At 70.4% G+C, this 24,621-nt stretch carries 24 protein-coding genes; 11 read left to right on the top strand and 13 right to left on the bottom strand.

What is annotated here, in order from left to right; all coding sequences use genetic code 11:
* Positions 1-858: 858 nt before the first annotated feature.
* Positions 859-1,560: an IclR family transcriptional regulator gene (locus H4281_RS18555; RefSeq protein WP_009074079.1), complete on the bottom strand. Its 702-nt coding sequence runs from the start codon at positions 1,558-1,560 to the stop codon at positions 859-861.
* A gap of 145 nt (positions 1,561-1,705) precedes the next feature.
* Here H4281_RS18555 and leuC point away from each other — a divergent pair, with 145 nt between their 5' ends.
* The 3 genes from leuC (at position 1,706) to H4281_RS18540 (ending at position 4,640) form a co-directional block, all read left to right on the top strand.
* Positions 1,706-3,130 carry a 3-isopropylmalate dehydratase large subunit gene (leuC, locus tag H4281_RS18550; RefSeq protein ID WP_182892202.1) on the top strand — a complete coding sequence of 475 codons (1,425 nt, stop codon included), beginning with the start codon at positions 1,706-1,708 and terminating at the stop codon, positions 3,128-3,130.
* A 23-nt stretch (positions 3,131-3,153) separates the two neighbouring features.
* On the top strand, positions 3,154-3,756 hold the full coding sequence (gene leuD / locus H4281_RS18545) for a 3-isopropylmalate dehydratase small subunit (protein WP_182892201.1): 603 nt from the start codon (positions 3,154-3,156) through the stop codon (positions 3,754-3,756).
* 242 nt (positions 3,757-3,998) lie between these two features.
* Positions 3,999-4,640 (top strand): HU family DNA-binding protein, encoded by a 642-nt coding sequence (locus H4281_RS18540; protein WP_182892200.1) that lies wholly within the window; start codon positions 3,999-4,001, stop codon positions 4,638-4,640.
* A gap of 897 nt (positions 4,641-5,537) precedes the next feature.
* Here the strand turns inward: H4281_RS18540 and H4281_RS18535 are convergent.
* From H4281_RS18535 to cofC, 3 genes are read right to left on the bottom strand one after another with little or no spacing between them, the layout of a single operon-like run.
* Complete coding sequence (locus H4281_RS18535) at positions 5,538-6,485, bottom strand: NUDIX hydrolase (RefSeq protein WP_182892199.1); 948 nt, start codon at positions 6,483-6,485, stop codon at positions 5,538-5,540.
* The gene (locus tag H4281_RS18530) at positions 6,482-8,908 is read right to left on the bottom strand and encodes an RNA degradosome polyphosphate kinase (RefSeq protein ID WP_182892198.1); all 2,427 of its coding nucleotides are present in this window, start codon (positions 8,906-8,908) and stop codon (positions 6,482-6,484) included. The genes H4281_RS18535 and H4281_RS18530 overlap by 4 nt, the downstream gene beginning before the upstream one ends.
* A 55-nt stretch (positions 8,909-8,963) precedes the next feature.
* Positions 8,964-9,596 carry a 2-phospho-L-lactate guanylyltransferase gene (gene cofC, locus H4281_RS18525; protein WP_182892197.1) on the bottom strand — a complete coding sequence of 211 codons (633 nt, stop codon included), beginning with the start codon at positions 9,594-9,596 and terminating at the stop codon, positions 8,964-8,966.
* A gap of 116 nt (positions 9,597-9,712) precedes the next feature.
* Here cofC and H4281_RS18520 point away from each other — a divergent pair, with 116 nt between their 5' ends.
* The 3 genes from H4281_RS18520 to H4281_RS18510 all read left to right on the top strand — a co-directional run bounded on the left by H4281_RS18520 (position 9,713) and on the right by H4281_RS18510 (position 12,414).
* A complete protein-coding gene (locus H4281_RS18520; protein WP_182892196.1) occupies positions 9,713-10,483 on the top strand; it encodes a lysophospholipid acyltransferase family protein in 771 nt (256 codons plus the stop codon).
* Positions 10,483-11,508: an NAD(P)H-dependent glycerol-3-phosphate dehydrogenase gene (locus tag H4281_RS18515; protein WP_182892195.1), complete on the top strand. Its 1,026-nt coding sequence runs from the start codon at positions 10,483-10,485 to the stop codon at positions 11,506-11,508. The genes H4281_RS18520 and H4281_RS18515 overlap by 1 nt, the downstream gene beginning before the upstream one ends.
* 426 nt (positions 11,509-11,934) lie before the next feature.
* Positions 11,935-12,414 carry a cysteine dioxygenase gene (locus tag H4281_RS18510; RefSeq protein ID WP_182892194.1) on the top strand — a complete coding sequence of 160 codons (480 nt, stop codon included), beginning with the start codon at positions 11,935-11,937 and terminating at the stop codon, positions 12,412-12,414.
* Here the strand turns inward: H4281_RS18510 and H4281_RS18505 are convergent, their stop codons facing one another.
* From H4281_RS18505 to H4281_RS18495, 3 genes are read right to left on the bottom strand one after another with little or no spacing between them, the layout of a single operon-like run.
* On the bottom strand, positions 12,415-13,401 hold the full coding sequence (locus H4281_RS18505) for an asparaginase (protein WP_182892193.1): 987 nt from the start codon (positions 13,399-13,401) through the stop codon (positions 12,415-12,417).
* A 9-nt stretch (positions 13,402-13,410) separates the two neighbouring features.
* Entirely contained in the window at positions 13,411-14,232 is an 822-nt protein-coding gene (locus tag H4281_RS18500; RefSeq protein ID WP_182892192.1) for a class I SAM-dependent methyltransferase, read from the bottom strand.
* Complete coding sequence (locus H4281_RS18495) at positions 14,229-14,603, bottom strand: VOC family protein (protein WP_182892191.1); 375 nt, start codon at positions 14,601-14,603, stop codon at positions 14,229-14,231. Before H4281_RS18495 ends, H4281_RS18500 begins: the two co-directional genes overlap by 4 nt.
* 138 nt (positions 14,604-14,741) lie before the next feature.
* On the opposite strand from H4281_RS18495, the gene H4281_RS18490 reads away from it, so the two are divergent.
* Both H4281_RS18490 and H4281_RS18485 read left to right on the top strand, forming a co-directional pair.
* Positions 14,742-15,443 (top strand): response regulator transcription factor, encoded by a 702-nt coding sequence (locus H4281_RS18490; RefSeq protein ID WP_182892190.1) that lies wholly within the window; start codon positions 14,742-14,744, stop codon positions 15,441-15,443.
* Positions 15,440-16,891, top strand: a complete 1,452-nt coding sequence (locus H4281_RS18485) for a sensor histidine kinase (protein ID WP_182892189.1) — start codon at positions 15,440-15,442, stop codon at positions 16,889-16,891. The genes H4281_RS18490 and H4281_RS18485 overlap by 4 nt, the downstream gene beginning before the upstream one ends.
* On the opposite strand, the gene H4281_RS18480 is transcribed toward H4281_RS18485, so the two are convergent.
* Positions 16,863-17,537, bottom strand: coding sequence for a pyridoxamine 5'-phosphate oxidase family protein (locus tag H4281_RS18480; protein WP_182892188.1), 675 nt, complete (start codon positions 17,535-17,537; stop codon positions 16,863-16,865). The genes H4281_RS18485 and H4281_RS18480 overlap by 29 nt on opposite strands.
* Positions 17,538-17,626: 89 nt before the next feature.
* Between H4281_RS18480 and pdxR the strand changes: the two genes are divergently transcribed.
* Positions 17,627-18,997, top strand: a complete 1,371-nt coding sequence (pdxR, locus tag H4281_RS18475) for a MocR-like pyridoxine biosynthesis transcription factor PdxR (protein ID WP_182892187.1) — start codon at positions 17,627-17,629, stop codon at positions 18,995-18,997.
* A gap of 167 nt (positions 18,998-19,164) precedes the next feature.
* Positions 19,165-20,262: a D-alanine--D-alanine ligase family protein gene (locus H4281_RS18470; protein ID WP_182892186.1), complete on the top strand. Its 1,098-nt coding sequence runs from the start codon at positions 19,165-19,167 to the stop codon at positions 20,260-20,262.
* An 8-nt stretch (positions 20,263-20,270) separates the two neighbouring features.
* Here the strand turns inward: H4281_RS18470 and H4281_RS18465 are convergent, their stop codons facing one another.
* From H4281_RS18465 to H4281_RS18455, 3 genes are all read right to left on the bottom strand, one after another.
* A complete protein-coding gene (locus tag H4281_RS18465) occupies positions 20,271-20,669 on the bottom strand; it encodes a hypothetical protein (protein ID WP_182892185.1) in 399 nt (132 codons plus the stop codon).
* A complete protein-coding gene (locus tag H4281_RS18460; RefSeq protein ID WP_312872152.1) occupies positions 20,666-21,313 on the bottom strand; it encodes an SDR family oxidoreductase in 648 nt (215 codons plus the stop codon). The genes H4281_RS18465 and H4281_RS18460 overlap by 4 nt, the downstream gene beginning before the upstream one ends.
* A 128-nt stretch (positions 21,314-21,441) precedes the next feature.
* Positions 21,442-22,329: an RNA polymerase sigma-70 factor gene (locus H4281_RS18455; protein WP_182892581.1), complete on the bottom strand. Its 888-nt coding sequence runs from the start codon at positions 22,327-22,329 to the stop codon at positions 21,442-21,444.
* A gap of 84 nt (positions 22,330-22,413) precedes the next feature.
* Here H4281_RS18455 and H4281_RS18450 point away from each other — a divergent pair, with 84 nt between their 5' ends.
* Positions 22,414-23,754: an MFS transporter gene (locus tag H4281_RS18450; protein WP_182892184.1), complete on the top strand. Its 1,341-nt coding sequence runs from the start codon at positions 22,414-22,416 to the stop codon at positions 23,752-23,754.
* Here the strand turns inward: H4281_RS18450 and H4281_RS18445 are convergent.
* The gene (locus tag H4281_RS18445; RefSeq protein ID WP_182892183.1) at positions 23,735-24,274 is read right to left on the bottom strand and encodes a DUF3515 domain-containing protein; all 540 of its coding nucleotides are present in this window, start codon (positions 24,272-24,274) and stop codon (positions 23,735-23,737) included. The two genes, H4281_RS18450 and H4281_RS18445, sit on opposite strands and share 20 nt — an antisense overlap.
* A 19-nt stretch (positions 24,275-24,293) precedes the next feature.
* Positions 24,294-24,527 (bottom strand): Lrp/AsnC ligand binding domain-containing protein, encoded by a 234-nt coding sequence (locus H4281_RS18440; protein WP_009074118.1) that lies wholly within the window; start codon positions 24,525-24,527, stop codon positions 24,294-24,296.
* Positions 24,528-24,621 lie beyond the last annotated feature (94 nt).

Below are 24,621 nucleotides of genomic sequence, written 5' to 3'. Positions count from 1 at the left end.
TTTCGTTGCCGTGTCGGGTAACCGGACGGCGGGCGGGAGGCTCGAAGCACCGGATTCTTTCACTGGCCGGAAGACCCGCCAGAGTGCTTGCGGCACCGGCAAAGTCGCATGTAGACACCCGCTGTCCTGCGGTTTTGCCTTTTCTTGCGGGTTCGCGGCCGGCTGCCGCGCGGCCGCTCGGACGACCTCCGAAGGGGCCGGACGGTCTACTGAGGACGATCGAAAACCGCGCGAAAAAGACTGCCTCGCACGGGCGTGGCGGAGCGGCGGGCCGGGCGGCGGAGGCGTTCCCGGGGGCGGGTCGCCGGCGGCGGGGAGCTCTGTCGGGCGGGCTTGCGGGGCGGTGCGTTCGGCCGGGTCGCTGCCGCGGTGATGGCTGTGCCGGAGGAATCGCGCGCCGGGCGAAGACGTTCGCGGTGCCGGGTTCGCGTTCGGCGGTGCTTTGGGTTCGATCGCGGGGTGCGTTGAGCGGCGGGTTCTCGATGGGCCGCATCGGTGGGGATCGTTTGTGCGAAAGGCGGCCTCGCGCAGGGGCGGCTGGAGCCGGCTGCGGCGTGCGTTGAGGGGAGTGCGTTCGTGTCGAGGGAGGGGTGCCGGTGCGAAAAGGCTGTCTCATGCCGGTGTGGTGACGAGGCAACTGGAGCCAGTTGCGGCGTGCGTTGAGGAGAGTGCGTTCGCGTCAGGGCGAGAGGCGTCGGTGCGAAAGGCCGCCTCCCGGCGGAGGGGCGACGAGGCGGCTGAGGGCAGTCGCGGCAATGCGTTGCGGAGAGGACGTTCGTCTCAAGGGCGAGAAAAGGCCGCCTCCCGCCGGGGTGGCGGAGAGGCGGCCTGGGGTTGGCGCGTGGTGGGAGCCGGGCGTCAGAGGCGTTCCTGGAGCGCGTCGGCGGCGGCGAGGAGATCCGCCGCCCACCGGGCGCCGGGCTTGCGCCCTATGCGTTCGATCGGGCCGGAGACCGACACCGCGGCGACGACCGTGCCGGAGGAATCGCGCACCGGGGCCGAAACGCTCGCGACGCCGGGCTCGCGTTCGGCGACGCTTTGCGCCCAGCCGCGGCGGCGCACCTCGAGCAGAGTGCGTTCGCCGTAAACCGCGTCGGCGAGGATCGTCCGCTGCGTGTGCGGATCCGACCACGCGGCAAGGACCTTCGCGCCCGAGCCCGCCGTCATCGGCAGGCGCGAACCGATCGGAACCGTGTCGCGCAAACCGCTCGGCGGTTCCGCGGTCGAAACGCACACGCGCTGCACGCCGTCGCGCCGGTAAAGCTGAACGCTTTCGCCGGTGATGTCCCGAAGCTTCGGCAGCACCGAACTCGCCGCGTCGAGCAACGGGTCGGTCGAACCGCCCGCGAGTTCGGCGAGCGCGGTGCCCGGCCGCCAGCGCCCGTCCGGCCCTCGCCGCAACAGGCGATGCACTTCGAGCCCGACCGCGAGCCGGTGCGCCGTCGCACGAGGAAGCCCGGTGCGCGTGCACAGTTCCGCCAGCCCGCACGGGTCCTCGGCGACGGCCTGCAGCACGGCCACGGCTTTGTCCAGTACTCCGATACCGCTATGCTGTCCCACGACGCGATACTATCTTCCCGAAGTGTGGGAAGTCCAGAATCTGGGAAAAACGAAACCCGGGCCCGCGGCCAGCCGCGGCTCGCCCCTCCTCACCGGCTCTGTCCGGGTTCCGTGCTCCCGGCCGATCCCGTGGAAGGAGCCGGAGATGACCAGCCCCACCGGCAAGGCTCGTACGCTGGCGGAGAAGGTGTGGGACAGCCACCTCGTGCGCCGAGGCGAAGGCGCCGAACCGGATCTGCTCTACATCGACCTCCACCTGGTGCACGAAGTGACCAGCCCGCAGGCGTTCGACGGACTGCGGCTGGCCGGGCGGCAGGTGCGCCGCCCCGACCTCACCATCGCCACCGAGGACCACAACGTCCCCACGGTGGACATCGACCTCCCGATCGCCGACCCGGTGTCCCGCACCCAGGTCGACACGCTTCGCCGCAACTGCAAGGAGTTCGGCGTCCGGCTGCACCCGATGGGCGACGCCGAACAGGGCATCGTGCACGTGATCGGACCGCAGCTCGGGCTGACCCAGCCGGGCACCACCGTGGTGTGCGGCGACAGTCACACCTCGACGCACGGCGCGTTCGGCGCGATGGCCTTCGGCATCGGCACTTCCGAGGTCGAGCACGTGCTCGCCACCCAGACGCTGCCGCTGCGGCCGTTCAAGACGATGGCGATCAACGTCGACGGCACGCTGCAGCCGGGCGTCACCGCGAAGGACGTGATCCTCGCGGTGATCGCCCAGATCGGCACCGGCGGCGGGCAGGGCTACGTCCTCGAGTACCGCGGCAAGGCCATCGAAGACCTGTCGATGGAAGCCCGGATGACCATCTGCAACATGTCGATCGAGGCGGGCGCGCGCGCCGGCATGATCGCGCCGGACGAGACGACCTTCGCCTACCTCAAGGGCCGTCCGCACGCTCCGAAGGGCGAGGAGTGGGACGCCGCCGTCGCCGCCTGGCGCGAGCTGCGCACCGACGAGGGCGCGGAATTCGACGCCGAAGTCCACCTCGACGCGGACCAGCTGACGCCGTTCGTGACGTGGGGCACCAACCCCGGACAGGGTCTGCCGCTGGGCGATTCGGTGCCGGATCCGGCCGCGATCCCGGACGAGAACGCGCGCTTCGCCGCCGAGAAGGCGCTGTCCTATATGGATCTGAAGCCGGGCACCCCGCTGCGCGAGATCGCGGTGGACACCGTGTTCCTCGGCTCCTGCACCAACGGCCGGATCGAGGACCTGCGCGCCGCGGCCGAGGTGCTGCGCGGGCGCAAGGTGGCCGATTCGGTCCGGATGCTCGTGGTGCCCGGTTCGATGCGGGTGCGCAAGACCGCCGAAGAGGAAGGCCTGGACAAGATCTTCGCCGAGGCGGGAGCCGAATGGCGGCAGGCCGGTTGCTCCATGTGTCTCGGGATGAACCCGGACCAGCTCGCCCCCGGCGAGCGGAGCGCGTCCACCTCCAACCGCAACTTCGAGGGACGGCAGGGCAAGGGCGGCCGCACGCACCTCGTCTCGCCGCTCGTGGCCGCCGCCACCGCCGTGCGCGGGACGCTGTCCTCGCCCGCCGACCTGCCCGCCTGACCGCCCCGAGAGGAGCTCCCACCATGGAACCGTTCACCCAGCACACCGGGATCGGGGTCCCGCTGCGCAGGTCCAACGTGGACACTGACCAGATCATCCCGGCCGTCTACCTCAAGCGCGTGACCCGCACCGGATTCGAGGACGGGCTGTTCGCCGCCTGGCGCGCGCAGGAGGACTTCATCCTCAATCAGGAACCGTTCAAGAATGGCTCGGTGCTCGTCGCCGGACCCGACTTCGGCACCGGTTCGTCGCGCGAGCACGCCGTGTGGGCCTTGATGGACTACGGCTTCAAGGTCGTCATCTCGTCCCGTTTCGCGGACATCTTCCGCGGCAACTCCGGCAAGGGCGGCCTCGTCGCCGCGCAGTGCGAGCAGTCGGATGTCGAACTGCTCTGGAAGCTGCTGGAGAACGAGCCCGGCACGGAGGTGTCGGTGGACCTCGAAGCCAAGACCGTGCGGGCCAAGGACTTCACCGCGCCCTTCCAGATCGACGACTACGTCCGCTGGCGGCTGCTCGAAGGACTCGACGACATCGCGCTGACTCTGCGCCACGCGGGGGACATCGACGCGTTCGAGTCCCAGCGCCCTTCCTGGAAGCCCGCGACGCTGCCCGCCGCGACCTCCTGACCTGCGTCGCCGGGTCCGGATTCCCTGCTCGGAAAGGGAATCCGGCCCCGGCCGGCCCCCCGCACGCCCACGCCAAACGGAGCCTCCCGGACCCGGAAACGGGTCCTTCGGGAGGGCGGAACCGTTCCCGCCGCAAGGGAAAATTTCGCGTGCCGTTTGGAATTTGTGCTGTCTTGGTAATACCGTGTGCGTTAGCCGGCCGACCTGGCCGTGGACGAAGAGTTCTTCTTGGAGGGACTGGAATGGCCAACAAGGCCCAGCTGATCGAGGCGCTGTCGGAGCGTCTGGGCGACAAAAAGGTTGCTTCGGAGGCCGTCGACGGTCTCGTCGACATCATCATCCGGACGGTCAACAAGGGCGAAAAGGTGAACATCACCGGCTTCGGGGTGTTCGAGAAGCGCGCTCGTGCCGCCCGCACCGCGCGCAACCCGCGCACCGGCGAAGCCGTGCGGGTCAAGAAGACCAACGTTCCGGCGTTCCGCGCGGGCACCACGTTCAAGGACGTGATTTCCGGTTCGAAGAAGCTGCCGAAGGCCACGGCGGCGAAGCGGGCCACCGGCACCACCGCGCGCGCCACGACCACCCGCGCCGCCTCGACGACCGCCACCCGCAGCACCCGTGCCACGGCGGCGAAGCCCGCTGCCACGCGCACTCGCGCCACCGCGGCCAAGGCTCCCGCCAAGGCCACCGCCGCCAAGACGACGACGCGCGCGACGGCCGCGAAGTCGACCACCACCCGCGCCAAGGCGGCCCCGAAGGCCACCACCACGCGGGCGAAGGCCGCCGCCAAGCCTGCCGCCAAGACCACTGCGGCAGCGAAGAAGACCACGGCCGCGGCCAAGAAGGCCCCGGCGAAGCGCACCTCGGCGGCCAAGAAGAAGTAGCCCCGGTATTCGTTGCTTCGCGGCAGGGCCCCGACCTCGGGCGAGGTCGGGGCCCTGCCGCGTTTCCGGGGTTGAGCGGATGAATATTCCGGAGTCAGTGCGGTGAGAAGCGGGTTGCGGGGCGAGGCGTTGTGCGGGCTCGGGTTTCGGGTTGACGGGGCGCTCGGGTCGGTGAGCCGGAGCGCCGGCCGTCGTAGGGGCGCGGTGGGTTCCGGGTGGCTGAGGGGCGCCCGGATCAGCGGACAGGCTGGGTTTCCGGGCTGGTGCTGCGCGGCGATTGCGGCGTCGACCTGCTGAGCGGCGACGGTCGAGCTGTTGTGGCGGGCGGGTTTCGAGGCCGGGTGAGCGGGGACGTCGGCCGGGGCTGGCGAGGCGAGGCAGCAGCATGGCTCGGACGGCTGAGCGGCCGACCCCGTTGCGATCGCAGGGTTTCCGCGTGAGCCGAGACAACGGGGGCTGGCGAGTCGGTGTGGGGAGCCGCTCCGGAGGTCGCGAATTCCCTGCCCCATCGGGGTTGCCGGAGCACTGGACCAGAGGGTGCCAGCGCAGCGGGACGACAGCGTTTCCCGAGGTAGGCGGGCTGTTCGGACTCCGGAAGAAGCCGCCGGATTGCTGATAAGACAACAGATCCGGAGCCGTCCGGGAAGGCAATCGGATTCCCCGAGGAGGGCTTCCCGGCGGGTCCCGGAGGGCTAATCCGACGCCCGGAGATAAATCCCCGCCGGGGGGTAAATAAACCCCGCGGCACTGTCTCGGACGTCCCTTATGCCGGGGCCCGCGATAACTGCTTAGCGCCGCTGAGCACTATCGGTCTCTATAGAATCCGAAGCCAGCCGAATGGCGGAAGAGCGCATAAGAGAAGGGGCCCGGCGCGGACGCCGGGCCCCGTGCAAAAGATCAGCCCGCCGAAGGCACCGGAGCGGGGAGCGGGCTCGGATAGTAATCCGCGCCCGCCAGAACCGGTCCGTCGTCGCCGGGGCAGAACGACAGGACCCACAGCGAGCCCTTTTTGCTCGGCACGACACCGTCGCGGGCGGCGGGCAGTTCCAGGCCGTCCCGGTCCGCCAGTGCGCTCACCAGGTCCGGGATCACCCCGCCCTGGCTGCTGATCAGCGGCGTGCCCCCGTCGGCCGCGATCTCCAGCAGGCGGCGGATTCCCAGCAGCGGGTCGGGCCAGTAGCCCTCTTCCGACAGCAACGGCTCGTGCTGCACCTCGACTCCGAGTGCGTCCGCGACGCCGCCGACGGTCTGCACGCACCGCAGCCGCGGCGCGGAGAAGACCCGGTCAGGGCCGAAGAGCGGCAGCAGGTCTCGCAGTGCGGCGGCTTGGCGTTGGCCGGCTTCCGACAACGGGCGGAGGTCGTCGTCGCCGGTCCAGTCTTCGCGTTTGCCCGCCTTGGCGTGCCGCACCAGCAATACCGTCGTCGGCGCGGGCGGGAGGGCGCAGAACTCGCGCAGCACCCGGACATCCGCCGGCCGGGTGAGCAGCTGCTCGGCCGCGATCGGGTCCAGCCAGCGGAGTTCGTCGACTTCTTCGTTGGGCTCGAAGGCTCCCTCGACGGCTTCGCCGCTGAAGTAGTCGACGCTCTTGCGCAGCAGCCGCCCGTTGTTCTTCGCGGGCACCTCGTACCTCGTCTGCGCGACATAGCGGCCCAGCACAGCGCGGAACCCGGTCTCCTCGGCGATCTCGCGCACCGCGGTGGCCGCGATCGTCTCGCCCGGGTCGACCTTTCCCTTCGGCAGCGACCAATCGTCGTAGCGGGGCCGGTGCACGAGGGCGACCTCGATGCCCGCCCCGGCGCGGCGCCAGAGCACCGCGCCCGCGGCCCGGACGTCCACGCTCATCCGACGGCCCCGTGCAGCTTCGCGAGTTCGAGCTGGTGGTCGCGCACCTGCGAACCGGCGGCAGGGAACGGCTGCCATTCGCCCGAGGAACTGAGCACCCAGCAGCGCGTGTGCGGATCGAGCGCCGAATCGAACACCTCGTCCAGCTGCCGCGTCAGCCTCGGGTCCTTGACCCGCACCAGCGCCTCGATCCGGCGGTCGAGGTTGCGGTGCATCATGTCCGCGCTGCCGATCCAGTGCGTGCCGCCCGCCCGGAAGTTGAACACCCGCGAATGCTCCAGGAACCGGCCGAGGATCGAGCGGACGCGGATGTTCTCGCTCAAGCCTTCGACGCCCGGCTTCAGCGAGCAGATCCCGCGCACCACCACGTCGACCGGAACGCCCGCCTGCGAAGCGTGGTACAGCGCGTCGATCACCTGCTCGTCCACGAGCGAGTTGCACTTGATCCGGATGCCCGCGTCGAGCCCGGCGCGCGCGAGTTCGATCTCCTCGCCGATCGCGCGCACGATGCCGCGGCGGATGCCGTGCGGCGACGTGAGGATCGTGCGGTAGGTGTCCTGGCGCGAGTAGCCGGTGAGGACGTTGAACAGGTCGGTGATGTCCGCGCCGATGCTCGGGTCCGCGGTGAGCAGGCCGAGGTCTTCGTACAGCCGCGCGGTCTTCGGGTTGTAGTTGCCGGTCCCGATGTGGCAGTAGCGGCGGATGGTCGAACCCTCCTGCCGCACCACCATCGACACCTTGCAGTGCGTTTTGAGGCCCACCAAGCCGTACACGACGTGCACGCCCGCGCGTTCCAGCGTGCGCGCCCAGGTGATGTTGGCCTGCTCGTCGAACCGCGCCTTGATCTCCACCAGCGCCACGACCTGCTTGCCCGCCTCGGCGGCGTCGATCAGCGCGTCCACGATCGGCGAATCGCCGGACGTCCGGTACAGCGTCTGCTTGATCGCCAGCACTTTCGAGTCGGCCGCGGCCTGTTCGATGAAGCGCTGCACGCTCGTGGAGAACGAGTCGTACGGGTGGTGCACCAGGACGTCGCCCTCGCGCAGCGTCGCGAACACGCTCTTGGGCGTCTCGCGTTCGCCGAACGCCGGATGCGTCGCGGGCACGAACGGCCGGTCCTTCAGCTCCTTGCGGTCGACCGCGGACAGCTGGAACAGGCAGGTGAGGTCGAGCAGCCCGGGCACCTCGACGACGTCCTCGGGATCGACTTCCAGCTCGCGCAGCAGCAGTTCGAGCATGTGCTCGCTCATGTCCTGCGCGACCTCGAGCCGCACCGGAGGGCCGAACCGGCGCTGCGCCAGCTCGCGTTCCAATGCCTGCAACAGGTCCTCGTCGCGGTCTTCCTCGACCTCGAAGTCGGCGTTGCGGGTGACGCGGAAGACGTGGTGCTCGGTGACCTCCATGCCGGTGAACAGATCGCTCAGGTGCGCGGAGATCAGTTCCTCGAGCGGAAGGAAGGTCGCGGACCGGTTGCCGCGTTCGGTTTCCACGCGCATCAGCCGCGGCACGTTGCTCGGCACCTTCACGCGCGCGAACCGTTCGAGCCCGCCCTGCGGGTCCCGCACCGTCACCGCGAGGTTGAGCGACAGCCCCGAGATGTACGGGAACGGGTGCGCCGGGTCGACCGCGAGCGGCGTGAGCACCGGGAAGATCTGCTCGGAGAAGTAGCTCGACAGCCGGAGCTGGTCGGCCCCGGACAGGTCGGCCCAGCCGACGATCCGGATGTCCTGCTCGGCCAGTTGCGGGCGCAGGTGCTCCTTGAACGCGGCGGTGTGCCGTTCGACCAGGTCCTGGTTGCGCTTGGCGATGTAGTCCAGCTGTTCGCGCGGCGTGAGCCCGTCCGCGCTGCGCACCGAGAGGCCGGTGCCGTCGCGCCGTTTCAGCCCGGCGACCCGGACCATGTAGAACTCGTCCAAATTGGACGCGAAAATGGCGAGGAACTTGGCTCGTTCGAGCAGCGGCTGCGATTCGTCCTCGGCCAGCGCGAGCACGCGGGCGTTGAAGTCCAGCCAGGACAGCTCCCGGTTGAAATAACGGTCGTCGGGAAGCGACTCGACGGCGGTGGGCGCGGACGTGACGGCGGGCGGGGCCGAGGGAACGGAGCGGAATTCCTCGCCGCTCTCGGTCGTGGTCCGGCGCGGCCGAACGGCGGCCTTGGAGACGGCGGGCGGTGCGGCGGGTTTCTTCGCCGTGGTGCGCAGCGCGCTCGAAGCGGCGGTTTTGCGCTTGGCCGGTTTGGCGTTGTCTTCCGCCGGAGCCGCCTTGGGTTTCGCCCGACGGGCCGCCGCGGAGTCGGCGTTCCCGCGCGAGGTCGCCTTCCTGCCCGCGGTGCGCGGAGCCGGGGACGAGGGGGTCGCGCTGCTGCCGCTCTTCACGCGCCGCCGGGCCGGAGTGCTGCCGTCTTCTGTGCTCACGCTGCCCATTGTTCACTACGAAGCCGCGGTTTGCGCAGGCCGCGATGAAGGTCGAGTGAACACGTCAGCGCAATTGCGCCCGTTCGGCCGGGAGCAATGCCGCGGTGCGCTTGCCGAGACCGAGTTTCGCGGCGTGGCGGAGATCATCTTCGGTGTCCACGTCGCTGCGCAGCGACGGCAATGCCTGGGTGAGCGGAATCGCACCCGACGCCCGATGCAGTTCCGCGGAACCGGCGCCGAAGCGCGGGTCGAGCGGTTTCCCGGGCGCGGACAGCAGCAGCGTGGTCCCGGTGCCCTGCCGGTCGAACACCACCGCGCGGCGGCCGGCGGCTTCGGTGAGCGCCTGCTCGAGATCCACCGCGCGCAATGCCGGGAGATCCGCTTGGAGCGCGCCGACTACTCCGTCCGGCGCGTCCGCGCGCAGCAGCTCCGCGCCGTGCCGCAGCGCTTCGTTGAGCCCGCCGCCCGCCGGCTCGGCGACCAGTTCGACGCCGAGACCGGCCAATTCGGACAGCGCGGCCGGATCGGAGGTGACGACGAGCACGCGCCGGACCCTGGCGACCGACGTGACCGCGGCCAGCGTGTCGCAGGCCAGCGCCAGCACCAGTTCGGCGTGCCGGTGCGCGGCGACCGCGCCGCGCAGCCGGGACTTGCCCGCGCCCGGCGGTTTCAGCGGCATGACCAGGTCTGCGTCCACCTGTCCATCTTTACCCGAAACCGCTCGCGCGCGTGCGTGAGCGCACCCTCCCTGGACTGCGCGAACCGGCGCGCGGCAGGATCACCCGGAGCAGAGGCGACCCGAGGAGGAGAACTGTGGCACGGCGTGAGAAGGGCGGATTCTGGGTGGGGCTGGCCGCCGCCGCGTTCTACCCGCTGACCGCGATCGGCAAGCGGGTGTACCTCGGCGCGGAGAAAATCCCCCGGCAAGGGCCCGCGGTGCTGGTGATGAACCACATCTCGCACCTCGACCCGGCGGTCGACGCGGTGTTCGTGCACCGGCAGAAGCGGGTGCCTCGGTTCTTCCTCAAGGCGAGCCTGAAAGACGTGCCGATCTTCGGCCGGATCGTGACCGGGTCCGGGCAGATCCCGGTGGCGCGCGGGTCGAGCGCCGCGGGCGACAGCCTCAAGGCCGCGCACCAGGCGCTCGAAGAGGGCAAGGTCATCGTGATCTACCCGGAGGGCACCATCACGAAGGACCCGCTGGGCTGGCCGAAGGAGGCCTACAGCGGCGCGGCGCGGCTGGCGCTGCAGAACGACGTGCCGGTGATCCCGATCGCGCGCTGGGGCACGAACCAGATCTTCAACGGCTACACCAAGAAGTTCACCCCGTTCCCGCGCAAGACGGTGACGCACCTGGTCGGCGACCCGATCGACCTGTCCGCGTACCGGGGCGGGAATCCGCGCAGCGCCTCGATGCTGCGCGAGGTCACCGCGGTGCTGATGGACGAGGTGACCCGGCTGCTGGCCGAGATCCGGCAGGAGGAACCGCCGGTGAAGAAGCCGGAAACCGACGCGGCGGCAGAGACCAAGGCAGAGGCCAAGACTGAGACCGAGGCGGCCGAGCAGCCGGAGGACGGTGCCTGATGGCGGGTTTCGCCGCCGACGTGCAGCGGGTCACCGTGCTCGGCGCGGGTTCGTGGGGCACCGCGTTCGCGAAGGTGCTCGGCGACGCGGGCCGGGACGTGACGATGTGGGCACGCCGGGAAAGCGTCGCCGAAGAGATCCGGGAGCGGCACACCAACGAGTCGTACCTGCCGGGAACGACGCTGCCGGACCGGATCACCGCGACGGCCGACGCGGCCGAGGCGCTGGACGGCGCGCAGGCTGTCGTGCTCGGGGTGCCGAGCCAGAGCCTGCGCGCGAACCTCTCCGGCTGGCGGCCGCTGCTGCCGTCCGAGGCGATCCTGGTCAGCCTGGCCAAGGGCGTGGAACTGGGCACGCTCAAGCGGATGAGCGAGGTGATCGCCGAACTGGCCGACGTCGATCCGGGCGAGATCGTGGTGGTGTCCGGGCCGAACCTGGCCCGCGAGATCGCCGACGGGCAGCCCGCCGCCGCGGTGCTCGCGTGCGCCGATCACGAGCGGGCGAAAGCGGTGCAGCAGGCGACTTCGAACCAGTATTTCCGGCCCTACACCAACACCGACGTGGTCGGCTGCGAGCTGGGCGGCGCGTGCAAGAACGTGATCGCGCTCAGCTGCGGGATGGCCGCCGGGATGGGCTTGGGCGCGAACACGATGGCGACGCTCATCACGCGCGGTCTCGCCGAAATGGCGCGGCTCGGCGCGAAACTCGGTGCGGACCCGCTGACCTTCGCCGGGCTCGCCGGGCTCGGCGACCTGGTGGCGACGTGCTCGTCGCCGTTGTCGCGCAACCGCACCTTCGGCGAACGGCTCGGCCGCGGCGAAACGCTGGCCGAGGCACAGGCGGCGACCGGCGGCCAGGTCGCGGAGGGCGTCGCGTCGTGCTCGTCGATCCGCGAACTGGCGCAGCGGCACGGGGCCGACATGCCGATCACGGACGCGATGTACCGGGTGTGCCACGAGGGCGTCGACCCGCGGCAGGCGGGCGCGGAGCTGCTCGGCCGGTCGCGGAAGCCGGAGTGGCGCTGAGCCCGTCGTGAGCGGCGGCTGAGCAGTGGGGAGCGTCGTGAGTGGCGATCCCGGTTAGAACCGGCATAAACACTCACGAGGTCGCGCGGCGGCCCGGCACCGCCTCGCCGCCCGTGCTGCTGCCTGCTGTCGCGCATGGGGAGCGTCGTGCGTGGCGATCCCGGTTAGAACCGGGATTGCCACTCACGAGCGGCGCGGCGGGTCCGGGCGTGTGAACCCGCCCTCACCAGCGTGGTCCAGGGGGTGAGACGGGTTGACCGGGCGGTCCGGGGCTGGTTCTCTGTGCGGCATGCTGACGTGCGAGATGACGATGCGGCCGGGGTCTGCTGACCTCCGCCCCGTCATGGGCATGTCGTGTCGCTGTTGTCGGTGAACCCAGCCCGGCCCAGTTCGACACCCATCTTCTTCCCGTGAGGACTTCTCTTCATGTTCGCCGTTCCGGACAACACCCTGCTGCGTCCCGAGAACCCCGCCCTGCGCCACCCGGTCCGCGTCGCCGTCGACGTGGCCGCCGACCGGGAACGCTGGGGCGGCCTGCTGCGCTACGACCCCGACGAGCGGTTCTCCGCCCTTGTCGAGCGCACCGAGGACCAGGAGATCTGGCTGCTCAGCTGGCTTCCCGGCCAGCACACCGACCTGCACGACCACGCCTTCTCGACCGGCGCGTTCACCGTCGTGTCCGGGCGGCTGACCGAAACCGTCGCGCGGCGCGCCCCCGGCGGACGCGCGGTGACCGAGGTGCACGGGCTGTCCGCCGGGCAGTCGCGCGTGTTCGGGCCCGGCTACGTGCACGAGGTGCGCAACGACGGCCCGGACCCGGCGATCAGCGTGCACGTCTACCGCCAGGGCGGCCGGCAGATGCGGTCGTACCAGGCGAATCCGGTCGACGGGCCGTTCCGGGCGTGATCAGCGGTCGAGGTCGCCGCGCAGCCTGAACTGCCGTTCGATCTCCTCCCGGCCGGCGCCCGCCGCGAGCAGGACCTGCAGCAGGATCCGCGATTTGCGCGGGCACAGCCAGCCGGCCATCGTCGCGCCCATCCGGATCAGGCTCGATTCGGAACCGTGAAAACCGTAGGCGCCGCGGAAAGTCGGGCCCGCGCCGGTCCGGGACGCGACGACGACCGGCACCTGTGCGGCCGCGATCACGTCCGCCGTCCCGGTCGACACGTGGCCGACGCCGTTGGCGGCCACCACCACGCCGCGTGCGCCGCCCTTGAGGACCAGCGACAGCAATTCGCCTGAATCCTCGAGGCCCGATTCCAGCAGCGGAACGAGATCGACGGTTTCGGCTCCCGGCAGCACCGGCAGCCGCGGCGGCGACGGGTGGAAGTAGTGCACCGCTCCCTCGGCGACCATGCCGAGCGGGCCCGCCGGCCGCGACGAGAAGGTTTCGACGTGGCTGGAATGCGTCTTCCGGACCCACCGAGCCGCGTGCACGTCGTCGTTGAACGCCACCAGCGCGCCCCGGCCGCGGCTGCGCGGATCGGCGGCGACGGCGAGCGCGGCGAGGATGTTCGCCTGCCCGTCCGGACTGGGCAGGCTCGGGTTCCGCATCGCGCCGGTGATCACGACCGGCGCGTCGGACGGCCACGTGAGATCGAACAGGTACGCCGTTTCCTCCAGCGTGTCCGTGCCCTGCACCACCACGAGACCGTCCGCGCCCGCCTCGATCTGCTCGACGCCCCACTGCCGGGTGCGCGCGAGCGTCGCGTAGTCCATCGACGAACTCGACAGCCCGGCGAGCGTCGCCGCGGTGATCTCCATCGGCAGCCGGGAACCCAGTTCTCCCAGCAGGTCCTCGGCGCTCAGCCGCGGCACGACGCCGTCTTCGATCGAACGTCCGGGAGCCATCGAGATGGTGCCGCCCAGCGCGGCGACGGCGATGCGAGTCATGCCCGCACTCTATGCGGGGCGGCGCGCCTGGAGGGTGTAGCTCGCGGCGATCCGGCGCGGGTTGTCCCGCAGTCGCCATTCGCCGCCCCCGGCCTCTTCCATCTCGTGCGGCAACGCGTTCCACGCGGCGGTGTCGTGCTCGGTCAGCCCGGTCAGGATCAGGCCCTGGTCGAGCAATGCGGTCACGATCTCGCCGAGCGAATGGTTCCAGCTGTGCGTGGTCGTCGTGCGCACCGGTTCGTCGGTGTCGACGTAGGTGGTGTCGTCGCTGAACACGAGCGGTTCGTCGTGCTCGAAGTAGTCGTACTTCGGCCACGCGCGCTCGGATTCGTCGTCGAGCGTCCACAGCATCGGATGGCCTTCGCGCAGGAACAGCCGTCCGCCGGGGCGCAGCAGCCGCGCGACGACTTCGGCCCACCGCGCGATCTTCGGCAGCCAGCACAGCGCGCCGATCCCGGTGTACACCAGGTCGAACGCGTTTTCGCCGAAGACTTCCACCGCGGCGTAGACGTTCGCCTCGTGGTAGTCGATGTCCGCGCCGGTGGCCTCGGCGAGCTTGCGCGCCTCGGCGAGCGACGCCGGGGAAAGGTCCAGACCAGAGATCTTGGCCCCGAGCCGGTGCAGCGACAGCGTGTCCGTGCCGATGTGGCATTGCAGGTGCACGGCGCGCAGCCCGGAAATGTCGCCGAGCCGCGGCTGGTCGAAGCGCACGATCTGGCTCAGGTGCGCGGGATCGGCCTTGAACTTGTCGAACTCGTAGTACGCCGAGCGCGCGTGGATCGGCGCCCGGTCGTCCCAGTTGGCGCGGTTGATCTCGAACGAATCGGTCACGCCGTCTCCGCCGTGCCGCGCTGCACGCAGAACTCGTTGCCTTCCGGATCCAGCAGCACGACCCAGCCGCTGCCGTTCTCGCGGCGGTGGTCGGAATGCAGTGTCGCGCCCAGTTCGAGCAGCCGTTTCACCTCCTCGTCGCGGGTCCCGTCGTCCGGTTTCAGGCAGACGTGCACCCGGTTCTTGATCGTCTTGGGTTCGGGAACGGCGATGAACAGGAGGGTGACGCCGGAGTCGAGGGTGATGCCGATCTCCTCCTCGCCCGGTTTGTCGTCCTCGCCGACCGGGCGGCCGGTCACCTTGGTCCAGAACTGGGCCAGTTCCCACGGATCGGCGCAGTCGACGGTGATGTTGTCCACGTAAGCAGTCATCGGGCTCCTCGGGCCAGGGTCGCTGTCGGTCCGGAGTCTGCCCGGAATGCCCGATGCGCGCGACGGGTTTCCTGTCGACTCGCTGTCAGCCGGGGGTTCGGCTCGCGCGCCCGAGCGGACGTCGCGGAGGATGGCGGGGTGGAGAACCCGAGCCCGGTGCGGCTGCTCGTCGTGGACGACGAGCCGCATATCGCCGACCTGGTCGCGACCGTCGCCCGTTACGAGGGCTGGCAGGCCGTGACGGCAGGCTGCGGTGCGGACGCGCTCGCGCGCGCCGCGGAGTTCGCTCCCGACATCGTCGTCCTCGACCTCATGCTGCCCGATTTCGACGGGTTCACCGTGCTCGACAAGCTGCGCGAGAAGCACGACGCGGTGCCGGTGGTTTTCCTGACCGCAAAGGACGCGACCGCCGACCGCATCGCCGGTCTCACCCGCGGGGGTGACGATTACCTTGTCAAGCCGTTCTCCGTCGAGGAGCTGATGGCGCGGCTGCGTGCGGTGCTGCGGCGGACGTCCGAGAAGCCGGACGCCCGCACGGTGGTGTTGCAGGTGGGCGATCTCACTCTGGACGAGGAGACGCACGAAGTCCGCCGCGGCGGTCAGCTCGCCGAGCTGACGCCCACCGAGTACGAGCTGCTGCGTTACCTGATGCGGCGTTCGCCCGCGGTGCTCACGAAGGCGCAGATCCTCGACCACGTGTGGGAGTACGACTTCGGCGGACGGTCCAATGTGGTCGAACTCGCGGTCTCGCGGCTGCGGCGCAAACTCGACACCGAGGCCGAACCGCTGATCCACACCGTGCGCGGCGTCGGGTATTCCGTGCGGCAGGCGGGCCGGTGAACCGGATCGGGCGCTGGGCTCGCCGGTGGTACCGGGCTTGGCGTGCCTCCCGGCTCGGCACGCGGCTGGCGTTCGGGTTGGGCGCGCTGTCGCTGGTGGTGTTCGCGATCGTCGGCGCGCTGACCGTCGAGCTGATGCACGACTACCTCAACCGCCGGCTCGACGAGCAGCTCAAGACCAGCCAGGTCGCGCAGGTGCCGCATCTGCGCGAATCGAAGGACAATCCGGAAGTCGTCTACTCCTGGTATTCCGCGGTTTTCGACGTGCGGGAGGGGCACGCCGTCCCGCAGCCGGGCAGCACATTGCCGAACGATGTGCGGCCGTTGGCGAGGGTCGCCGAAGAAGCGACCAGCGGCGATCTGTTTCGCACGATCGCCCTGCCCGGTCAGGGTTCTTACCGCGTCCGGGCGTGTCCGGTGGAGACGTCGCAGAACGGGAGCGGCACCGTGTTGTTGAGCGCCGCGCCGCAGGCCGATCTCGACAACACCGTGCAGCAGCTGATGTTGATCGAAGTGATCGCGTTCCTGATCGCGCTGGCGATTCTCGTCGTCGCTGGCCGGGTGGTGCTGCGGCGAGGGTTGCGGCCGTTGTCGGACATGGCTGGCACGGCGCACGACATCGCCTCGCACGATCTCACTGCCACTGCGGACTTGCCGGTGCGCGCGTCCGGCACGGGCGGCGGCGCGGAGGTCGAGGAGTTGCGGACGGCGTTCAATGTGATGTTGAGCCACATCGAATCCTCGCTCGCCGCGCGCACCGAGGCGAACGATCGGCTGCGCCGGTTCGTCGCTGATGCTTCGCATGAGCTGCGGACGCCGTTGACGTCGATCCGCGGCTATGCCGACCTTTTCCGTTACGCCGCCGCGAATGAACCCGAGGAACGCGAGGCGCACCTGGAGAAGATCCGAGCCGAAACCGCGCGGATGAGCGTGCTGGTCGACGATTTGCTGCTGCTCGCGCGGCTGGACGCGCGCGATGCGGAACCGCCGGTGCGCCCGCAGCAGATGGACTTCACGGAGATCGCCGCGGCTGCCGCGGACGCGTTCCGGGCCGGTCGGCCAGGACATCCGCTGACGGTCTCGATTCCGGAGGATCCGGTGCTGCTGCACGCGGATCCGGCGCGGCTGCGGCAAGTCCTGGACAACCTGCTCGCCAACGCCGCCGTGCACACCGCGGAGGGAACGCCGGTGGAGCTGGCGGTGACGGTGACCGGCGGGATGGCCGTCGCCGCCGTCACCGATGCCGGGCCGGGGATTTCCGCCGAAGATCAGCAGCGGATTTTCGACCGGTTCTATCGCGTCGACAACTCCCGGACCCGGGCCGCGGGCGGCACCGGGCTGGGGCTGGCGGTGGTGCATTCGCTCGTGGTGGAACACAGCGGGACGGTCTCGCTGGAGAGCCGCCCCGGGCGGACGGTGTTCACCGTGCGGTTGCCGCTGCCTTCGTGACGCGTGCGGTGACGTGTTCGGGCACGGTCCAGCCGGGCGGCAGGTCGGCGGAGGGTTCCGGTTCGCCGAAGACCGTGTGCACCGGCAGCACTCCGGCCCAAGCGGCGTTCGCGGTGACGTCTTCGGGTTCGTCGTCGGGTCCTTCGGCGCGGAGCTTCACGGACGCTTCGGCGAGGTCGAGCGCGATGACCGATACCGCGGCGAATTCCTTCTTGTTCACCGCGCGGGCGTGTTCCCACGAACCAGGGGAGAGGTGGTCGGTGAGCACGTGCAAGCCGCGCATCTTCTCGTCCGGGTCGGTGACCAGCCGGGCCTTGCCGAGGATCACCGCGCTGCGGTAGTTGACCGAGTGGTTGTTCACTGAGCGGCAGTAGACGATGCCGTCGAGCAGAGTGACCGTCACGCAGACGTCGGTTTCCCCGGTCGCGGCTCGCAGACTGGCCGCGCCCGTGGAACCATGCAGGTACAGGGTTTCGCCGTCGCGGCCGTATCCGGTGGGCAGCACCAGCGGGACGCCGTCGCGGACCACGCCGAGGTGGCAGATCAGCGCCTCGTCGAGCACGGCGTGCAGCGCCGCGCGCTCGCTGGCGGCGCGGTGGCGTTTGCGGCCGAGCGTGGTGCGTTCGGTGGGCGAAAGGCTGCTCATGCGTTCAGTGTGCGGCGGGCAAGTGGCTACGTTGAATGTCCACTTCTTCTACACTTGAGAAGTCCACTTCGCTGCAACGGAGGTCCGCCGTGTCCTACGCCGACACCGCCCTGCCGGTCAGTCTCGACCGCGAAGCGGCCACCCCGCTGGCCGTGCAGCTGGCCGACGCGCTGCGCGAAGCCGCGGCTGGCGGACATCTCCGCGGCGGCGACCGGCTGCCGTCCACCCGTGCGCTGGCGGAACGGCTCGGCGTCTCGCGCACGGTCACTTCCGCTGCGTACGAGCAACTTCACGCGGAAGGCTGGATCGCTGGCCGCCACGGCTCCGGCACCTACGTGACCACTCCGCCGACCCGTGCCGCCGCGTCCGTCACGGTGCCCGGTTCGCTGCTCGCCGAGGCCGAACCAGCCCCGTTGCTGGACCTCGCGCCGGGTACGCCGTGGGCTGGCGGCCTCGACCGCGCGGCCTGGCGGCGAGCGTGGCGCGCGGCCGCCGATCCCGAGCCGCTCACGCGCGCGCACCGCGCCGGGCTGCCGGAATACCGCGCGACGGTGTCGGAACACCTGCTGCGCCACCGTGGTCTGGCTGCGGGCTCGGTGCTCGCGACCGGCGGTACTACCGCGGCTGTCGTTGAACTCGCCTCGGCGGTGCTGCGCCGAGGCGCCGTCGTCGCCTTCGAGGAACCGGGTTATCAGCGTGCGGTGCAAGCGTTCCGGCAGGCCGGGCTCACCGTCGTCGGCGTGCCAGTGGACGAGGAAGGCCTGCGTCCGGACGCGATTCCCGCTGGGGCGCGCGCGGTTTACTGCTCGCCCGCGCACCAGTATCCGATGGGCAGCCGGATGAGCGCGGCCCGGCGCGTGCAGCTCGTCGAACGCGCTCGCGCGGAAGGCATGCTGGTCATCGAGGACGACTACGACGGCGAGCTGCGCTTCGACGTCGCCCCGCTGCCGATGCTGGCCGCGCTCGCCCCGGATGTCGTCGTGCACCTCGGGACCACCAGCAAAATCCTCACCCCGACCCTCGGCGCGGGCTGGCTCGTCGCGCCCGCCGCGGTGGCCGATTCCGTTCTGGCGTACCGGGATCTCACCGGCACCCGTCCCTCGCCCGCGGGGCAGCGGGTGCTGGTCGAACTCGCCCGGACCGGCGATCTGGGGCGGCACCTGCGGAAACTGCGCCGGGAAATGGCCGAACGCCGGACTGTGCTGGTGACCGCGCTGTCGAACGCCGGAATCCCGTTCGTCGGCGACGACGCCGGTGCGCATCTGGTGGTGCGGACGGAAAGCGCGGAGGCCGAGGCCGAGCTGATCGCCGCCGCGGAACGGCATTCGATCCGGCTCGACGGGCTGGCGCGGCATTTCGCCGGAACGCCGACGGTGCACGGCATCGCGCTGGGATACGCGGGCTGCTCGCGGGAAGCGTTGATGGCCGCGGTGCCGACGCTGGTCGATCTGCTTCGCTGACGCACTGCCCGCCGGTCTCGCGAACCTTCGCAGCGCGCCGGGCCCACCGGTGCGTCGCACGCACCCGGCGCGGCATGGGGGCGGTCCGGCCTCCGGAAGCGCGTTCACCTGCGCAGACACCCCCGGCGCGCGCTGTCGGCGAGGCTCACCCGGTACGGTGACCGGCTATGAGCGCTGAAAAGATCCGGGTCGCGGTCGTGTTCGGTGGCCGCAGCAGCGAGCACACCATCTCGTGCCTGTCCGCGGGCAGTGTGATCTCGAACCTGGATCCGGACCGCTTCGAGGTGCTCCCGGTCGGCGTCACGCCGAGCGGCGGCTGGGTGCTCGGCACCGGCGACCCGAAGCAGCTCAGCATCCAGGGCCGCGAGCTGCCGTCGGTCGAGTCCGGCCGCGCGCTCGTGCTCGCCGGCGACCCGACCAGCCGCGAACTGCGCACGGTCGACCCGGGCCAGGCCACCGAGGTGCTCGGCACCGTCGACGTCGTCTTCCCGGTGCTGCACGGCGCCTTCGGCGAGGACGGCACCATCCAGGGCCTGCTCGAACTCGCCGACATCCCGTACGTCGGCCCCGGCGTCTTGTCCAGCGCGGCGGCGATGGACAAGGAATACGCGAAGAAGCTGCTCGCCGCGGAGGGCTTGCCGGTCGGCACCTACGCCGCGCTGCGCCGCGGACAGTCCACTTTGGCCGAACCGGACCGCGAACGCCTTGGCCTGCCGGTGTTCGTGAAGCCCTCGCGCGCCGGTTCGTCGGTCGGGATCTCCCGGGTCGCCGACTGGGCGGATCTGGACGCCGCGATCGAACTGGCCCGGCGCACCGACCCGAAGGTGCTCGTCGAGGCCGCGGTGCGCGGGCGCGAGGTCGAATGCGGCGTGCTGGAATTCCCGGACGGCCGCGTCGAGGCGTCGCTCCCGGCGGAGATCCGGGTGCTCGCCGAGGAGGAGGACGCCTGGTACGACTTCGAAACCAAGTACCTCGGCGAGGACGCCGAACTGGACATCCCGGCCAAACTGGACGACGCGCTCACCGACCGGCTGCGCGCGATGGCCGTCGAGGCGTTCCGCGCGCTCGACTGCCAGGGCCTCGCCCGCGTCGACTTCTTCGTGACCGAGGACGGCGACCTGGTGATCAACGAGGTCAACACGATGCCCGGCTTCACCACGAAGTCCGCCTACCCGAAGATGTGGGAGGTGACCGGGGTGGATTACCCGACACTGCTGTCGACGCTGATCGACACCGCGCTTGCCCGGGGCACCGGCCTGCGCTGAGGAGCGGGCTACGTTTTCTCCAGCCGCCCGGTGAGCGGAAGCAGCACCAGCGGGAGCACGACGGCCGCGGCGAGCGCGATCACCAACGGCATGCGTTCGCCGGGCGTGAGATGGTGCAGCAGCCGCAGATGGATCACCAGGTGCGGCGCGGCGAACGTCAGGTACACCGCGAGCGCGGTCCGGGCCAGGTTCCGGCGTGCGGCGAAGAAGCTCACGCCCAGCACCACCGAGGTGGCCAGGCTCATCGCGCCGTAGTCCATCATCAAATGCGCGTTGTAGGGCATGCGCATGCCCACCCACGGAATGTCGAAGAACGAGCGCGGTGACCACAGCGCCCAGTTCCCCACGGCGAACTGCACTGTGGCAAGGAACGCCAAGCCCGTGCGCAGCCAGATGCGGGCGCTCATGCGGCGAGGAACTGGTCGAAGGTGATCCGGCCGTCGGCGTGGCCGGGGGTCAGATGTCCCCCTTCGCGGTAGCCGCGGACGGCCGTCCCGGGCAACGGCACCGACAGCACCGGTCGCCGGAGGGCGCGCGAGCGAGCGTACGCGCGGGCCAGGTCGGCGGCGGGGCGCACCTCGGGTCCGCCTAGATCGGGTGCTCGTCCGGCAGGCGCACCGATCAGCGCGGCCAGGCGGGCGGCCACGTCTCCGGTGTCGACGGGCTGGAAGCTGACTCCGCGGGGCATCAAGATCATCGGCAGCCATCGCTGGCTCGTGCACATCCAGACGACGAGTTCGTGGAACTGCGTCGCCCGCTGGATCGTCCACGGCAGACCGGAGCGTTCCACGAGCTGCTCGCAAGCCAGTTTCGCGCGGTAGTAGGGCAATTCCACCCGGTCGACGCCGACGATCGACACGTACAGCAGATGCGGCCGCCCGGCTCGCGCCGCCGCTTGGACGAGATTGCGGGTGCCGTCGATGTCCGAACGGCCGTTTCCGGTCGCGCAGTGGACGATCGCCTCGACGCCGTCGAGCGCGTCGTCGAGGCCCTCGCCGGTGCGCAGGTCGCCGCGGCGGGTGTGCTCGTTTGCCGGGGGTCTGCGGCTCAGGACGCGGACGGCGTGACCGTCCGCAGCGAGACGCGGAACGAGCGCGGCCGAGCCGGCCGGTGCCGCCTGTCACCAGGATCAGGTTCGTCACGGGTGAATTCCTCCGGGAGAGAGAGCGAGTTTCCCCGTTAAGAACCGGGCAGGGCTCCCGAACGTGACAACGCCCGGAGTTTGTCCGGGTTGGCGACGATGCGAATGCCGGTGACCCGGCTGTCCGACGTCTCCGGCACCAGCACTCCCACCAGCGTCCCGCCCGCACGGGCCAGCAAGCCCGGCGAGCCGTTCACTTCCGCGGCCGACAAGGTCGTCTCCGTACCGGCGAGGCGGAACGATCCCGCCAGGTAGCGCGCCACCTTGCCGATGCCGGAGATAGGCCGCCGGGCGGCGCCGACCTTGCCGCCGCCGTCCACCCACACCGTCACGTCCTCGGCCAGCACCTTCTCCAGTCCCGGCACGTCACCCTGTTCCGCCGCGGCCAGGAACCTTTCCACCAAGTCGCGGCGAGGGGACGTCCGGCAAGCGGAACCCGCGCGGGCCTCGGTCAGGCGCCGGCGGGCTCGGGCGTACAGCTGCCGGGAGTTCGCCTCGGTGGCATTGATGACCTCGGCCGTCTCCCGATGGCTGTAGCCGAAGGCTTCGCGCAGGACGAACACCGCGCGTTCCACGGGGTTGAGGTTTTCCAGCAGCACCAGGAAGGCCAGCGAGACGATCTCCCGCTGCTCGGCGCGGTCGAGCGGGCCCAGCGCGCCGTTCTCGGTGAGGACAGGCTCCGGCAGCCAGAAGCCGACGTAGTTCTCCCGGCGCGCCCGTGCCGACGTCAGCCTGTTCACACACAGATTGGTGGCGACTTTGGCCAGCCACGCCCACGGCGACGCGACCGCCTCGGCCCGATGCCAGCGCAGGAAAGCGTCCTGGACGACGTCTTCGGCCTCCTCTGCGGAACCCAGCATCCGGTACGCCAGTCCGAACAGTTTCGAACGGTGCCGCTCGAACTCCTCAACCGTCACGCCTTCCAGCCTCTCAGAAACCGCGCCGCGAACTCGGTCGCGGGGATTTACGATGATCCCCGCACATCCCCAGCCCGGTAAGGAAAACAGCGCGTGCAGATCGCATCCCGCCTCGACCGGCTCCCGGTCACCCGGCGGCACCGGTACTTCGTGGCAGTGGTCGGCATCGCGACCTTCTTCGACCTCTACGACCTGTTCCTCGCCGCGACCATCAGCACCGTCCTCACCAAGGAGTTCGGCGTCACCCCGACGACGCTGAAGTACGTCCTGGCGTCGGCGTTCGTCGGCGCCTTCGTGGGCGCGGTGTTCCTCGGCAGGCTGGCCGACCGGCTCGGCAGGCGGCGCGCGTTCCTGCTCACCCTGGGCCTGTACTCGGTGTTCACGCTGCTCGGCGCGTTCAGCACGGACGTGTGGATGCTGGTGATCTGCCGTTTCATCGCCGGGATCGGCATCGGCGCGGAACTGCCGGTCGCTGACGCCTACCTCGCCGACCTGCTGCCCGCCCGAGCGCGCGGCCGCGCGACAGCCTGGGCTTACACCATCGGCTTCTGCGGCGTCCCCGCTGCCGGATTCCTCGCCCGCGCGCTCGTCGGCCACGCGCCGCTCGGCATCGACGGCTGGCGCTGGCTGTTCGTGATCGGCGCGCTCGGTGCGGCGGTCGTGTGGGCGCTGCGGTTCACGCTGCCCGAATCACCGCGTTGGCTTGCGGCACAAGGAAGAATCGGCGAAGCGGACGAGATCGTGCGCAAGCTCGAAGCGAGCGCGCCGCGGCCGTTGCCCGAGCCGGAACCGGAACCGCCCGCGCCCGAACCAGTTCGCGCGTCGGCGTTGCTGCGTCCGCCGTGGTTCCGGCGCACCGCGATGCTGTACGTCTTCCAGTTGCTGCAATCATTCGGCTACTACGGTTTCGGCTCGCTGGTGCCGATTGTGCTGGCGGCCAAGGGTTTCGGCCTCGTCACCTCGCTGACCTTCAGCGCGCTCACCTTCCTCGGCTATCCGATCGGCTCCGCGCTGTCCATCCCGGTCATCGAACGGCTGGAACGCAAATGGCTGATCGTCGCGAGCGCGGCGGCGATGGCGGTGTTCGGGCTTGCCTTCGGCTACGCCACTTCCGGAGTGCTGATCGCGGTATTCGGGTTCTGCTACACCGCCGTCAGCAACGTCTTCTCCAACGCCTTCCACACCTACCAGGGCGAGCTGTTCCCGACGTCGCTGCGCGGCACCGCCGCCGGATCGGCCTACGCGCTGTCCCGGCTGGCGACGGCCGCGATGCCGTTCGTACTGCTGCCGATCCTGCATTCGGCGGGCGCGACGACGATGTTCGCCGTGGTCGCGGGCGCGATGGTGCTGCTGATGATCGACGTCGCCGTGCTCGGCCCGCGCACCACCGGCGAATCGCTGGAAACGATCGCGGCTAGAACTTCAAGGGCTTGACCGGCAGCTTCGCCGCGATCGCGTCCGAAACCGCCTGAAGCGGACCCGTTCCCGCGCTCTCCGGGACGGTCAGCGCGAGGTAGACCGGCCGGTCGACCGCGTACCAGGTGGCCGAACCGCCCTGCTCGATCTGCAGCCACTGCACCTTGTTGACCACGCGCAGTTGCGCGGTCGGGGTGAGCTCGGGCGGACGTTCGAGGCCGCAGCGCAGCACGACCGGGTCCGGTTCGCCCCACGCGACGGTGGCCTTCGGCGCGGGCTCGGCGAGCGTGCGCGGCGACAGTTCCTTGCCGTTCGACGTGAGCGTGGCCGGGACCCCGGCGATCAGCTTCGCGCAGTCGGGCGACCCGGCCTGCGGCGCGGGAACGGACACGAGCGCGAGCGGCTGGTTCGGATCGGGCTGTCCGGAGGAGCTCTTCGTCAGCGCGACGACCGCGACCGCGACCGCCAGCGCGGCCACGAGCAACGACGCGGTGACGAGGACGACCTTCGGCGGAGCCCCGGTGTCGGTGTCTGCCACCGCCTCAGTGGACCACGGCTCAGAGATGCACGACCGGGCAGGTCAGCGTGCGCGTGATCCCTTCCACGTTCTGCACGCGGGCGACGACGAGCTGGCCGAGCTGGTCCACTGTGTCCGCGGCGGCGCGCACGATCACGTCGTACGGGCCGGTGACGTCCTCGGAGCTGGTCACGCCCGGGACCCCGGCGATCTCCGCAGCCACCGCGGCCGCCTTGCCGACCTCGGTCTGGATGAGGATGTATGCGTGGACCACGGCGTGCCCTTTCGTCGGTTGCGAGTGAGTCGAGGTAGGAACGGTGTAGACGGTGTAGGAAACGTAGCGCCAGCCCTGGGAAAAACCTAGGGGA

Source organism: Amycolatopsis dendrobii (assembly GCF_014145675.1).
Classification (GTDB): Bacteria; Actinomycetota; Actinomycetes; order Mycobacteriales; family Pseudonocardiaceae; genus Amycolatopsis; species Amycolatopsis dendrobii.
Note: the sequence above shows the minus strand (reverse complement) of the source record. Positions and strands in the feature narration are given on the sequence as shown.

Bases quoted from the DNA above. Each gene is read 5' to 3' on its own strand.
- leuC (WP_182892202.1), top strand. From the start codon at position 1,706: ATGACCAGCCCCACCGGCAAGGCTCGTACGCTGGCGGAGAAGGTGTGG.
- leuD (WP_182892201.1), top strand. From the start codon at position 3,154: ATGGAACCGTTCACCCAGCACACCGGGATCGGGGTCCCGCTGCGCAGG.
- H4281_RS18540 (WP_182892200.1), top strand. From the start codon at position 3,999: ATGGCCAACAAGGCCCAGCTGATCGAGGCGCTGTCGGAGCGTCTGGGC.
- H4281_RS18535 (WP_182892199.1), bottom strand. From the start codon at position 6,485: ATGAGCGTGGACGTCCGGGCCGCGGGCGCGGTGCTCTGGCGCCGCGCC.
- H4281_RS18530 (WP_182892198.1), bottom strand. From the start codon at position 8,908: ATGGGCAGCGTGAGCACAGAAGACGGCAGCACTCCGGCCCGGCGGCGC.
- H4281_RS18515 (WP_182892195.1), top strand. From the start codon at position 10,483: ATGGCGGGTTTCGCCGCCGACGTGCAGCGGGTCACCGTGCTCGGCGCG.
- H4281_RS18510 (WP_182892194.1), top strand. From the start codon at position 11,935: ATGTTCGCCGTTCCGGACAACACCCTGCTGCGTCCCGAGAACCCCGCC.
- H4281_RS18505 (WP_182892193.1), bottom strand. From the start codon at position 13,401: ATGACTCGCATCGCCGTCGCCGCGCTGGGCGGCACCATCTCGATGGCT.
- H4281_RS18495 (WP_182892191.1), bottom strand. From the start codon at position 14,603: ATGACTGCTTACGTGGACAACATCACCGTCGACTGCGCCGATCCGTGG.
- H4281_RS18480 (WP_182892188.1), bottom strand. From the start codon at position 17,537: ATGAGCAGCCTTTCGCCCACCGAACGCACCACGCTCGGCCGCAAACGC.
- H4281_RS18470 (WP_182892186.1), top strand. From the start codon at position 19,165: ATGAGCGCTGAAAAGATCCGGGTCGCGGTCGTGTTCGGTGGCCGCAGC.
- H4281_RS18465 (WP_182892185.1), bottom strand. From the start codon at position 20,669: ATGAGCGCCCGCATCTGGCTGCGCACGGGCTTGGCGTTCCTTGCCACA.